This is a genomic window from Pseudomonas sp. NPDC089554 (assembly GCF_050280645.1).
Classification (GTDB): domain Bacteria; phylum Pseudomonadota; class Gammaproteobacteria; order Pseudomonadales; family Pseudomonadaceae; genus Aquipseudomonas.
Genome location: NZ_JBNNVR010000003.1, coordinates 66,080 through 79,618, shown reverse-complemented (window position 1 = coordinate 79,618; position 13,539 = coordinate 66,080). Strand labels below are relative to the sequence as shown.

Here is a 13,539-nt window from a genome sequence, read left to right as displayed (position 1 = left end):
CACCGGCGCAGCCCGTGCCATCCGCCGCAGTGATGCCCCCTTACACCGTATCCACCTTCAACGAATGGTCATTGAGCATGCCGTTGATGATGGTCGCGGTGTCCTGCCCCGCCGCGATCAACCCGCCCGCCCCCGCTGTGACGCCGTAGTGCTGGGCCAGGTCGATGCCGGCCAGGTCGATGGTCTGGGTAGGCGCGGCACCGGCGACGCTGCTGACTTCGATGGTCGAAACCACATTCACCCCGGAACCACTGACCTTGAAGTGCAGGTAGTCATCCAGCGAGCTGGCACTGGCCGTCTCACCCTGCAACAGTTGCGACAGATCGAGGCGGTCGCTACCTGGCTGGAAATCGGTGACCGTGTCATGCCCAACATCGCCTTTCTGCCATACGAAGGTGTCGTTGCCCGCACCTCCGGTCAGGGTGTCGTTGCCCAGCCCACCGATCAGCGTGTCGTTGCCACCGCCCCCCTTGAGGATGTCGTTACCCAGGCCGCCGTTGAGGACATTGTCGCCGCCATCGCCGATCAGCGTGTCGTTGTAGTCCGAGCCGATCAGGTTCTCGATGCCGGTCAGGGTGTCGACGCCAGCCCCTACGGTATTCTGCGCCCCGACATGACTCAGGTCGACGATGACCCCGGCCGTTGCCCCGGCGTAGCTGGCCGTGTCGATACCCGCCCCGCCATCGAGCAGGTCGTCGCCCGGCCCTCCGATCAACAGGTCGTCACCATTGCCACCGTACAGCTTGTCGTTGCCCTCCCCACCCACCAGCACATCGTTGCCATCGCCCGCCACCAAGGTGTCGTTGCCGGCACCGGCCAGCAGTACATCATCGCCCGAGGTGCCATTGAGCGTGCTGCCGGCCTGGTAGGTGATATCCACCGCACCGGTGGCGCTGCCGCCGTGGTTGTCGCTGACCGTGTAGCTGCTGTGGTAGACCTCGTTCTGCGCGTTGCTGTAGTCGATGACCATGCTCAGCTTGTAGTTTTCGGCTGCCTTGCTGTTGCCGATGGCGTTCTCGCTGTTGACCACATGGATGCTGTACACCCCGTCACGGCTGGCGGTGAAGCTGCCGCCATCGGCGATCGGCTGGTAGCCGCCGTCTGCACCTTTCCACTCCAGCATCAGGTTGCCGGCCGGGCGGTCGTGGTCCAGGGTCAGGGTCTCGCCTTTGCGTAGCGTGACGGTCAGGGTGTCCGCATCGTTGGCGTTACCATTGGTGATCGACCCGAGGTAACCGGCGATCACCAGGGCAGCCGTCATCGACCCCGACAACGCCGTGAAGTCGCCACGTGCCAGGTCCTTGAGCTGGTTCTCGGGCTTGTTGGCGGTGCCTTCGAATTTGAGGGTCTGCGCCTGGGTACCAGGGGTGAAGCCTGCGCCTTTGTCGGCGAAGCCGGTGTTGAAGGTGATTGGCGCCGCGATCAGGCGGTCATGGTCCGGGTCGCTGTCGTTGGCCAGCAAGGCCTCGGCCGGCACGGTCAGGCTGGCGCCGCTGATATTGGTGATGATGTGGTCGGCCCCGGCAACCGGTGCGCTGTTGGTATTGACCTTCACCACCAGGCTGGCGCTGCTGGTATCGCCGTCGTTGTCGCTGACGGTGAAGCCGAATTTCTCCACCTGCTGGCTGCCGTTGTCCTTTGGCGGCGTGTAGGTGAACTCGCCGTTGTCCATGTCCACCAGCAACGTGCCACCCAAAGCGGTCTTCACCGACAAGGTGTTGCCAGTGGTGTCGAAGGTGGCCTTGTCCGGGCCACCGGCTACCGAGTAGCCACCCTGCCCGCCATTGGCTTTCGGGTCGAAGGTGTAGGTAGTGCCATCGACCAGCAGCGCCTTGATGAAGCCGCCATCGGCGCCGAAGTGGCCGCCATCCATCAGGCTGCCGGTGATCGGCGCGCCCTGCACGGTGCCCGAGAGCACGGCGTTGAGCTGGCTGAGGTCAGTGACCACCACCGCGTTGGTGTCGGTATGGCTGCTGCCATCGTAGGCCAGTGGGTTGAGGTTAGGCTGGTTGACCCCAGTGCCCAGGCCGATCGCGTAGGACTTGATGCCATTGTTGTCGAGGAAAGTTTCCCAGGCCGCTTCGCGGGTCGCCGTCATCGAGTGGCCACTGGTGGGCGCGCCATCGGAGAAGAAGTAGCTGACGTTCTGCGCGCCGTCGAGCTTGCCGCTGGTGCTGAACGCCTCCTGCGCCTTGGTGGCCGCCGAGTCGTAGTAGGTGGAGCCGCCCGCACTCAAGCCGGCAACGATGGCCTTGGCATCGACGATCGACACCCACTGCGCGCTCTTGACCGTGGCACCGGTGGCGAAGGTAACGATCTGCACCTTGATGTCGCCCATCTCGTCGTACTTGTCCAGCAGTGCGCCGATGGCCTGCTTGGCTAGGTCCAGGCGACTCAGGCCAGACACGCCGGAGGCATCGTTCATGCTGCCGGACACGTCGATCACCAACAGGATGTTGGAGTCCACCTGGCCTGGGGTGATGCTGCGCTCGGCGCACACCGCCTTGGGCACGTCGTCGACGATATTGATGGCGATGGTGCTGGTGACGCTGTTGCCCAGTGTGTCGGTGGCCTTGTAGGTGAAGTACTCGACCACGGTGTTGGCGCCATCGTTGGCACCGCCCGGCGTTTTCGGCGCCGAGGTGAGCGTGTAGGTGTAGGAGCCGTCGGCGTTGACCTGGATCTGCCCGAACTGACCTACAGCGTTGCCCACTAGGCTGTAGGTCAGCGCACCGGTGCCGCCGCTGACCGAGCCGACCAGGCTGCCAGATGCAGTCTCGGCGGGCGAGCTAGGGTCGCTGCCGATGACCGTGCCTGCTGCCAGGTCATTGCCATCCTTGCTCAGGTCCAGGGCTTTTTCGTAGACCTTCACGTCGCTGTCTTCACAGGCGACCAGCTTGCTGTCCTGCACGTTGATGGTGAGGGTGGTGGTGCTCTGGTCGCCATCGGCATCGCGAATGGTGTAGACGAACACGTCTTGCGCACCCGCCGACGCCACGCTGTTGGGGTTGGCGTGATAGGTCGCGTTGCCCTGGGCGTCGAGGGTCAGGTAGCCATACTGACCTGCCACCTGGGTGCCGAGCTGGCCGCTTGCGGACGTAGAGGTGTCGGAACCTGCGCGCACGCCCACCACGTACTTGCCATCGGCGATTACATCGGCACCGACCACGTCGTTGAGCAGTACGTTGCCGCTTACCGAGCCGCCTTCAGTCACGTTGGCTACGTCGCAATGGGCCTTGGGCACATCGTCGACGATGCTGATGACGATGGTGCTGGTAGTGGTGTTGCCCAGCGAATCCTTCACTTGGTAGGTGAACGATTCAGTCAGGGTGTTCGGCCCGTCGTTGGCCGGGGTCGGAGACTTCGGCGCGGAGGTGAGCGTGTAAGTGTAGGAGCCATCGGCATTGAGCTGAATCTGCCCGTACTGGCCAGCGGTGCTGCCCACCAGGCTGTAGGTCAGCGCCCCTACCCCACCGGTGACCGATCCGACCAGGCTGCCGGACGCAGTTTCCTTGGTCGAGCTTGGGTCGCTACCCGTCACCGTCCCTGCCGCAAGGTCGTTGCCGTCCTTGTTCAGGTCCAGGGCTTTTTCGTACACCTTCACGTCATCGTCTTCACAAGCGACCAGCTTGCTGTCCTGCACATTGATGGTGATGGTGGTGGTGCTTTCGTCACCGTCGGCATCGCGGATGGTGTAGACGAACACGTCGCTGGCCCCAGCCGGCGCCACGCTGTTGGGGTTCGCGTGGTAGGTGGCATTGCCTTGGGCGTCGAGGGTCAGGTAGCCGTACTGGCCCATCACCTGGCTGCCGAGCTGGCCGCTCGCGGAGGTGGAGGTGTCAGAACCTGCGCGCACACCGACCACATACTTGCCGTCGGCAGGCACATCGGCGCCGATCACATCGTTAAGCAGCACGTTGCCGCTCACCGCCCCACCTTCGGTCACGTTGGCCTCGTCGCAGTGCGCCTTGGGCACATCGTCGACGATGGTGATGGTGATCGTGCTGGTCGTGGAGTTACCCAGCGAGTCCTTCACCTGGTAGGTAAAGGTTTCGGTCATGGTGTTCGGCCCGTCGTTGGCCGGGGTCGACGATTGCGGCGGGGAGGTCAGCGTGTAGGTGTAGGAACCGTCGGCATTGAGCTGGATCTGCCCATACTGCCCAGTTGCAGTGCCTACCAAGGTGAAGGTGAGCGCACCGATACCGCCACTGACGCCGCCTGCCAGCGAACCGCTGGCGGTTTCGCCGGTGGAGCCCGGCTGGCTGCCATTGACCGTGCCCGGCGCCAGGTCGTTGCCGTCCTGCACCAGGTCCAGGGCTTTCTCATACACCGTTACCCCAGCGCCCGGCGCCACGACCAACGAGCAGTCGTGGATATCGATGGTGATGGTGGTGGTGCTTTCGTCGCCATCGGCATCGCGAATGGTATAGACGAACACATCGGTGGCCCCGGCCGGTGCCACGCTGTTGGGGTTGGAATGGTAGGTGGCGTTGCCTTGGGCATCGAGGGTCAGGTAGCCGTACTGGCCTGTCACCTGGGCTCCAAGCTGGCCGCTCGCCGAAGTCGAGGTGTCGGAGCCTGCACGCACGCCCACCACGTACTTGCCATCGGCCGGCACGTCGGCGCCGATCACATCGTTGACCAGCACGTTGCCACTGACTGTGCCGCCCTCGAAGACATTGGCGAAGTCACTGTAGGCCTTGGGCACATCGTCGACGATGGTGATGGTGATGGTGCTGGTGGTCGAATTGCCGAGCGAATCCTTCACCTCGTAGGTGAAGGTTTCGGTGACGGTGTTCGGGCCATCGTTGGCCGGGTTCGGCGACTGCGGTGGTGTGGTCAGGGTATAGGTGTAGGTCCCGTCGGCATTGACCTGAATTTGCCCGTACTGGCCGTTGGCATTGCCGACCAGGCTGTAGGTCAATGCACCGACACCACCACTGGCGGAACCGACCAGCGAGCCGGAGGCAGTTTCACCGGTCGAGCCTGGCTGGCTGCCGTTGACCGTGCCGGGGGCCAGGTCGTTGCCATCCTTGACCAGGTCCAGGGCCTTTTCGTACACCGTGACCTCGCTGTCGGGGCCGGCGATCAGCGAGCAGTCCCTGACGTCGATGGTGATGGTGGTGGTGCTTTCGTCGCCATCGGTATCGCGGATGGTATAGACGAACACATCGGTGGCACCCGCAGGCGCCACGGCGTTCGGGTTGGCTTGGTAGACAGCATTGCCTGCTGCATCGATGGTCAGGGTGCCGTACTGGCCGACGATCGCCGTGTTGAGGTTGCCGATGGCCGAGGTGGAGGTATCGGAGCCTGCCCGCGCGCCCACCACCACGTTACTGGTACCGGCCTGATCGGCGCCAAGCTGGTCGTTGCCCAGCACGTTGCCGCTGACGGTGCCGCCTTCGACCACGCTGGCCGAGTCGGCCTCGGCCTTGGGCACGTCATCGACGATATTCACGTCCAGGCTGCCGCTGGCGCTGCTGCCGTCGGTGTCCTGGGCGACCACCGTGAAGCTTTCGGTCAGGCCATTGGTACCGTTGCCATTGGGGTGGGTCTCGTTATCGAGCAAGGTGTAGCTGTAGCTCACCACACCGGTTGCCGGGTTGTAGCCGGTGATGGTCAGGGTATTGCCCAGCGCAGTGGTAACCGACTGTGGGAAGCCCACCGCCACACCGCCGTTGACCACGGTGATGCCGCCCACGGTCAGGGTTTGCAGGCCATCTGGCGCAGTGACGGTGAAGGTGCCGCTCTGGGTCAGCGCAGCGCTATTGGGGGCACTGCCATCGCTGAGGTTTTTTTCATAGACGGTCAGCTCACCGCCGTTCACGTCCAGGCCACCGAGGGTGACCGGGTCGTTCAGGTTGGTGATGTTCAGGGTCAGGGTCGCGGTACTGCTGTCGCCATCGGCATCGTTCAGGGTGTAGGTAAAGTTCTCCACCCCATTGCCACCGCCCTTAAGACCGATGAAGTCCGGGTCGCTGGTGTTGAGCGTGTAGGTGTAGGAGCCGTCGGCGGCCAGCACCAGGGTGCCGTAGGTACCGACGAAGGTGCCGGCCACCACCGGGCCGCTGGGAATACGGTCGGCGCCCTGCACGTCGTTGGTCAGTACGTTACCGGTCAGTTCGGTGTGCTGCTCGGTGGCGGTAGTGGCGTTGCTATCGTCGATGGCCTGGGGCACATCATCGACGATATTCACATCCAGGCTGCCCGTCGCGCTGCTGCCGTCGGTGTCCTGGGCAACCACCGTGAAGCTTTCGGACACGCTGTTATTGCCGTTGCCGGTCGGGTGGCCTTCGTTGTCGAGCAAGCTGTAGCTGTAGCTCACCACGCCGGTTGCCGGGTTGTAGCCGGTGATGGTCAGGGTGTTGCCCAACAGGGTGGTGGTCGATTGCGGGAAGCCCACGGCCACGCCACCGCTGACCACGGTGATGCCACCAACGCTCAGGGTTTGCAGGCCATCTGGCGCGGTAACGGTGAAGGTGCCGCTCTGGGTCAGCGCAGCGCTATCGGGGGCACTGCCATCGCTGAGGTTTTTTTCATAGACGGTCAGCTCACCGCCGTTCACGTCCAGGCCGCCAAGGGTGACCGGGTCGTTCAGGTTGGTGATGTTCAGGGTCAGGGTCGCGGTACTGCTGTCGCCATCGGCATCGTTCAGGGTGTAGGTAAAGTTCTCCAACCCATTGCCACCGCCCTTAAGGCCGATGAAGTCCGGGTCGTTGGTGTTGAGCGTGTAGGTGTAGGAGCCGTCGGCGGCCAGCACCAGGGTGCCGTAGGTGCCGACGAAGGTGCCGGCCACCACCGGGCCGCTGGGAATACGGTCGGCGCCCTGCACGTCGTTGGTCAGCACGTTGCCGGTCAGGACGGTTTGCTGTTCGGTGGCGACACTGGCGTTGCTGTCGTCGATGGCCCTGGGCACGTCATCGCGGATGATCACATCCAGCGTACCGCTGGCCACATCGCCATCGGTATCGCTGACCAGCACCGGGAACTGCTCGCCGAGTTCGTTGGTACCCGCGCCATTGGGGTGCTGCTCTGCACCGGTGAGGGTATAGCTGTAGCTGACCACACCGGTCGCCGAGTTGTAGCCGGTGATGGTCAGGGTGTTGCCCAGCGCGGTGGTGATGGACTGACCGACGCCGGTCACTACGCCTGCGGTCACCACATTGATGCCGCCAACGCTAAGGTTGAACACGCCATCCGGCGCAACCACGGTGAAACTGCCCTGTTGGGTCAATGCCGCGGGGTTGCTGGCCGAACCCTGGGGCAGGTTGGCTTCATCGAGGGTCAGTTCGGATGGGCTGAGGTCCAGGCCCAACAGGCTGACGGGGTTGTCTGGCGGCGGCGTGACCGGCGGCAGGCCAACCGGGTCGGCATTGTTGTCGGCATCCAGGGTGCCGATGTATTCATTGGCCAGTTCCGGAATGCCATTGAAGCCGGCGGTAGGGAAACCAACGGTGGGGTCGACCCGCGCTGCCACCTCGCTCAGCATCACGAAGCTATGGCCACCGCCCAACGCGCCCGGCGCGCCTGTGCCGTTCGGGCCGGCAGCGGGTGCCTCGGCCTCTTCGGTCGGGTCGGCACCTGCGGCAATGGCTTGTTGCAAGCGCTCTACGTCACTCAGTTGCGCATCGCTGGGCACGTTGTCGGTGGTGTGCACCTCGGGCGCCTGGTTGGCTAGCAGGCCCTCGGTCATCTCCAGGCTGCTGCCGCGCCCAAGGGTGAGCTCGGCACCATTTTGCAAGCGCACCGCGACCGCGCCCGTGGCGCCGGTTTCCAGTTGCTCGCCTGCGAACAGGCGGTCGCCCTCCACGAGCAAGCGACGTTGACCGTCGTCACCCACCGCGAATACCTGGCCAACCACCTTGCTGACCACACCGACCAATTTAGCCATGAGCGTACGCCTCCCCTGCCGATTAGGCTTTCGCAGTCGTGGACGGGTGGGGAATGCAAGGAACAACTTCGATACGAGCGGTAATGGGAGTTGGCCACCATCTTAATGCCAATTTTTTGTCGCCATTTTTCGCCGTTATCGTCCTCTCCTGTGTCCTTAGCTGCAAAAAATCTTGAACTTTATGCGATGCCCGGAACTCGCGTACTACAGCTTGATTACCGGGCCACCTGATAAGAACAATGTCCCGGAATTCTTAGACCGCATAAGTTTTTTTTCGCATAGATATTATGAAAAAATCTTCTTAGCTCGGCCGTTAAATGTTCTTAGCTCTGTTGTTACAAACCTGAAACGGTTTGAACCTCATTTTTCGTCACTTTTTTGACGATAGCAGGATAAATTTCGAGACCAGGGAGATGTACCCCATGCGCGTTCTAACCCCCATTACCAGTGCGATTTTGTTGGCCATGGCCTTCGGGCAGGCCCAGGCGATGTCGATCAATGAGGCCGTCCAGAACGCCGTGGACCAACACCCTGAAATCAGCGCCAGCCGAAACAGCAGGCTGTCCGCCGATGAAGACGTGAAGTTCGCCCGTGGCGGCTACTACCCCACGGTCGACCTGATCGCCGGCTACGGCCGCCAGCGTTCGGATAACCTCAACACCCGGGGCTTCAACGCCGACGGCACGCGCAACCACAACAAGGAAACCTTGAGCTACACCACGTCCGAGCTGCGTCTGCGGCAGATGCTGTTCGACGGCTTCAACACCCCCAATGAAGTAGGCCGCACCCAGGCCGTGGCCACCTCGCGCGCCTACTACACCCAGGCCACCGCCGAAACCGTGGCCCTGCGGGCTATCGAGGTGTACCTGGAAGTGCTCAAGCGCCGCGAGCTGGTGACCCTGGCCCGCAACAACCTGCAAGCGCACTTGCGGGTCAACGACCAGATCGGCCTGCGCAGCGAGCGCGGCGTGGGCAGTACCGCCGACCTCGACCAGTCCCGCGCACGTCGGGCCCTGGCGGAAAACAACATGGACACCGCCGAGGTCGACCTGGCCGACGCCGAGGCCAACTTCTACAGCGTGATCGGGCGCATGCCCGACGAGCTGGAAACCCCGGTGAGCATCAAGGCCGAAGTGCCCGCCAACCTGCAGGACGCCCGCCAGGGCCTGCTGGAGAACAACCCCTATTTGAAATCGGCCCAGGCCGACATCCAGGCCGCCGAGCAGCAGTACGAAGTGGCCAAGTCGCCGTTCTACCCACGCCTGGACGCGGTGCTGGCCACCGGTGCCAACAACAACCTCGGCGGCGAGCGCGGGCACAGTAACAACGACTGGCAAGCCGGTGTCGAGCTCAGCTACAACCTGTTCCGCGGCGGCAGCGACAAGGCCCGCCTGCAATCGGATGCGCACAAGATCAACCAGGCCATGGACATCCGCAACAACGCCCTGCGCGAGCTGAACGAAAACCTCAGCCTGGCCTGGAACGCCATGAACAACGCCCGCAAGCAGACCCCGACCGCGCGTGAATACGCCGAAACCACCCAGCGCGTACGCGGCGCCTACCAGGACCAGTTCGGCCTGGGCCAACGTACCCTGCTCGACGTGCTCGACAGCGAGAACGAGCTGTACAATGCCAACCGCCGCTACACCGAGGTGCGCTACACCGAGGAGTACTCGATGTACCGCGTGCTGGCGACCATGGGCGAGCTGCTGAGCAAGCAGCGCATCTCGCTGCCACCGGAAGCCATTGCGAAAACCGAAGTACGCAACGAAGCCCGGTTGCCCGACATGCGCTAGGGTTTGTACGAAAAGTCGCCGAGCGGCGATTCTGCAAGGCGAAAACAGGCGAGGAACGGCCGGGGTCGCGCCCGACTTGACTGGTTGTCAATGAGCATTCCGACCGGGCTGGCGCACCAGCCTGTTTTCAACGCAGCAGAATCGTCGCGCAGGCACTTTTCGTACAAAGCCCAGCGCAAGACTGGCAGTACCAGTTCCCGTCCACTGCGACAGGAGTAGGCCATCGTGACCAACCTGCAAAGCGCGTCGCCGCGCCTGGAAGTCGATGATCCGTTGCTCGATGGCCTGTTGATCCTGTGCAAGGTGCACGGCTGCCCCGCCAGCCGTGCCAGCCTGTGCAGCGGCCTGCCCCTGGCCGAGCAACGCCTGGGCCTGAACCTGCTGCCGCGGGCCGCGGCCCGGGCCGGGTTGCAGGCGCGGGTGCTGCAACGCCCGCTGGCAGATATTTCCCCGCTGAACCTGCCGGTGCTGCTGATTCTCAACGACGGCCGCAGCGCCGTGCTGCAACGCTGGAGCGAAGATGGCCGGGCGCTGATATTGCCCTGCGAGGCTGAAGGTGGCGAGCAATGGGTAGAACGCCCGGCGCTGGAGCAGGCCTACAGCGGCCAGGCCCTGTTCGCTCGCCCTCGGCACACGCTCGAAGACCTGCGCACACCTCTGCTACCCCGGGTCGAGGCGTGGTTCCGCGACACCCTGCGCCACTCGCGCAAGCTGTACGGCGATGCCTTGCTGGCCAGCCTGCTGATCAACCTGCTGGGCCTGATGGTGCCGCTGTTCGTCATGCAGACCTACGACCGGGTGGTGCCCAACCAGGCGCTGTCGACCTTGTGGGTGCTGGTGATCGGCCTGTTCATCGGCACCGCGTTCGAGATGATCTTGCGCATGGTGCGCGCCCACTTGCTGGACCAGGCCGGCAAGAAGACCGACCTGATCCTTTCCGCCACCCTGTTCGAGCGCATCACCGGCATGGCCATGAAAGCCCGCCCGGCCAGCGTCGGCGGCTTCGCCCAGAGCATCCACGACTTCCAGGGCCTGCGTGAATTCCTCACCGCCGTGACGCTGACCAGCATCATCGACCTGCCCTTCGTGGCCCTGATGCTGCTGGTGATCGGCCTGCTCGGCGGCTGGCTGGTGGTGATCCCGCTGGTGGCCTTCCCGCTGGCAGTGGGCGTGGCGCTGTTCATCCAGGTGCGCCTGCGCGACACCGTGCAGAAAAGCCTCAGCCTGGGCGCAGTGCGCCAGGCGCTGCTGATCGAGACCCTCGGCGGGCTGGAAACCCTCAAGGCCTGCAACGCCGAGAGCGAACGCCAGTACCAGTGGGAGCACACCAACGGCGCCATCGCCCGCCTCGACGCCCACGCCCGCAACCTCTCGGCCCTGGCCAGCAACGGCACATTGTTCATCCAGCAGTTCTGCGGCATGGCCACTATCGTCGCCGGGGTGTATTCGATCATCGCCGGCAGCCTCAGCGTGGGCGCCCTGGTGGCCTGCTACATGCTCGGCAGCCGGGTGCTGGCGCCGCTCGGGCAGATCGCCGGGCTGATCACCCGCTACCAGCAGGCGCAGCTGACCATGCGCAGCACCGATGCACTGATGTCACTGCCCCAGGAGCGCCAAAGCCAGCAGCAGGGCCTGGAGCACACCGCGCTGCACGGCGGGGTGACCATCAGCCACGTCACCTTCCGCTACCCCGCGCAAACCAACGCGGCGCTGAATGACGTCAACCTCACCATCAAGCCGGGCGAACGTATCGGCATCATCGGCCGCAGCGGTTCGGGCAAGAGCACCTTGGCGCGCCTGCTGATGGGCTTCCACCACCCGGACGAAGGCCAGGTGCTGCTGGACAACCTCGACCTGCGCCAACTGGACATCGCCGACCTGCGTACCCAGCTGGGCTATGTCGCCCACGACCTGCCGCTGCTGGCTGGCAGCCTGCGCGACAACCTCACCCTGGGCGCCCGCCACGTCAGTGATGCACGCATGCTGGAAATGGCCGAGCTGACCAATGCCATCGAACTGGCCCGCCAGCACCCGCAAGGTTTCGACCGGCCCCTGGGTGAGCGCGGCATGCTGCTCTCCGGCGGCCAGCGCCAGGCCGTGCTGCTGGCCCGCGCGCTGCTGCTGGAGCCGCCGATCCTGATTCTCGACGAGCCCACCAGCCACATGGACAACAGCAGCGAAGAGCAACTGCGCCAGCGCCTGGCGGCCTGGGTACCGGGCAAGACCCTGCTGCTGGTGACCCACCGCAGTTCGATGCTCAGCCTGGTGGACCGGCTGGTGGTGCTGGACAACGGCAAGATCGTCGCCGACGGGCCGAAGGATGCGGTCGTCGATGCGCTGCGCAAGGGCCGTATCGGCGCGGCGTTGTAGTTCATCACAAGAACGCAGCGGTCCCTGTAGGAGCGGGTTTACCCGCGAAACAGACACCGCAGTGGATGGCACGGGCTGTGCCCGTGTTCGCGGGTAAACCCGCTCCCACAGGAGGTAGACCATGACCACGAGCCACAGCGTGCGCAGCCACCTCCCCGGCACCGACAAGCGTGCCGAACGCGACTACATGCCGGAGCTGGCCGGCGCCACCCTGGACGACTCGTCGCGCCTGTCGCGACTGACCGTATGGCTGGCCGGGGCGCTGATCCTGGTAGCGTTGGTATGGGCCCACTTCGCGGTACTGGACGAAGTCACGGTCGGCGAAGGCAAGGCCATTCCTTCGAGCAAGGTGCAGGTGGTGCAGAACCTCGAAGGCGGCATCGTCACCGAAATCTTCGTGCGCGAGGGGCAGATGGTCGACAAGGGCGCCACCCTGCTGCGCCTGGACGACACCCGCTTCAAGTCGAACAAGGGCGAGAGCGAGGCCGACCGCTACGCGCTGACAGCGCAGGTCGAGCGCCTGTCGGCCGAGGCCGAGGGACGCCCGTTCGAGCTCTCGCAGGAAGTGCGCGCCAAGGCCCCGCAGGTGGCCGAGGATGAAATCGCCCTGTACGGCTCGCGCCAGCGGCGCCTGGCCAGCGAGAAGCAGACCCTCAACGAACAACTGCGCCAGAAGACCCAGGAGCTGGCCGAGTTCCGCTCCAAGGTCGAGCAGTACCGCTCGGCCCTAGCCCTGCTGCAACAGGAACTGAACATGTCTTCACCGCTGGTGGGCACCGGGGCTATTTCGCCGGTGGAGATCCTGCGCCTCAAGCAACGCACCGTCGAAGCCCGCGGCCAGCTCAATGCCACCAGCCTGGCCATCCCCCGCGCCGAGGCAGCGGTGGCGGAAATTCGCAGCAAGATCCAGGAATCCGACGCGAGCTTTCGCTCGGACGCCGCCAAGGAGCTCAACGACAAACGCACGGAGCTGTCGAAGATCACCGCCACCAGCATCGCCATCGACGACCGGGTCAACCGCACCACGGTGGTGTCGCCGGTGCACGGCATCATCAAGCTGCTCAAGGTCAACACCATCGGCGGCGTGGTGCAGCCGGGCAGCGACCTGGTGGAGATAGTGCCGATCGAGGACAACCTGCTGATCGAGGCCAAGGTGCGGCCCCAGGACGTGGCCTTCCTGCACCCGGGGCAGGTGGCGATGGTCAAGTTCAGTGCCTACGACTACACCATCTACGGTGGCCTGAAGGCCAAGCTTGAATTGATCGGGGCCGACACCGTCACCGACGACAAGGGCAATGCGTTCTATTTGATCCAGGTACGCACCGAGAAGAATCACCTGGGTGGGGATAACAAACCGCTGCTGATCATTCCGGGGATGACTGCGACGGTAGATATCATCACCGGGCAGAAGAGTGTGCTGGATTACCTGCTCAAGCCGGTGCTCAAGGCCCGGACCGAGGCGCTGCGCGAACGCTGAACGCC

Annotated in this window: 4 protein-coding genes; 3 read left to right on the top strand and 1 reads right to left on the bottom strand. The window is 64.1% G+C overall.

Features of this window, described 5'->3' with window-relative positions; translation table 11 throughout:
* Window positions 1-40 precede the first annotated feature (40 nt).
* Window positions 41-7,891, bottom strand: coding sequence for a retention module-containing protein (locus ACQKPE_RS01985; protein ID WP_427663088.1), 7,851 nt, complete (start codon window positions 7,889-7,891; stop codon window positions 41-43).
* Between the two features lie 422 nt (window positions 7,892-8,313).
* Between ACQKPE_RS01985 and ACQKPE_RS01980 the strand changes: the two genes are divergently transcribed.
* The 3 genes from ACQKPE_RS01980 (at window position 8,314) to ACQKPE_RS01970 (ending at window position 13,534) form a co-directional block, all read left to right on the top strand.
* Window positions 8,314-9,687 (top strand): TolC family outer membrane protein, encoded by a 1,374-nt coding sequence (locus ACQKPE_RS01980; protein WP_427663087.1) that lies wholly within the window; start codon window positions 8,314-8,316, stop codon window positions 9,685-9,687.
* A 225-nt stretch (window positions 9,688-9,912) separates the two neighbouring features.
* Entirely contained in the window at window positions 9,913-12,057 is a 2,145-nt protein-coding gene (locus ACQKPE_RS01975; RefSeq protein ID WP_427663086.1) for a type I secretion system permease/ATPase, read from the top strand.
* Between the two features lie 121 nt (window positions 12,058-12,178).
* On the top strand, window positions 12,179-13,534 hold the full coding sequence (locus tag ACQKPE_RS01970) for an HlyD family type I secretion periplasmic adaptor subunit (RefSeq protein WP_427663085.1): 1,356 nt from the start codon (window positions 12,179-12,181) through the stop codon (window positions 13,532-13,534).
* The last annotated feature ends 5 nt before the right edge of the window (window positions 13,535-13,539 follow it).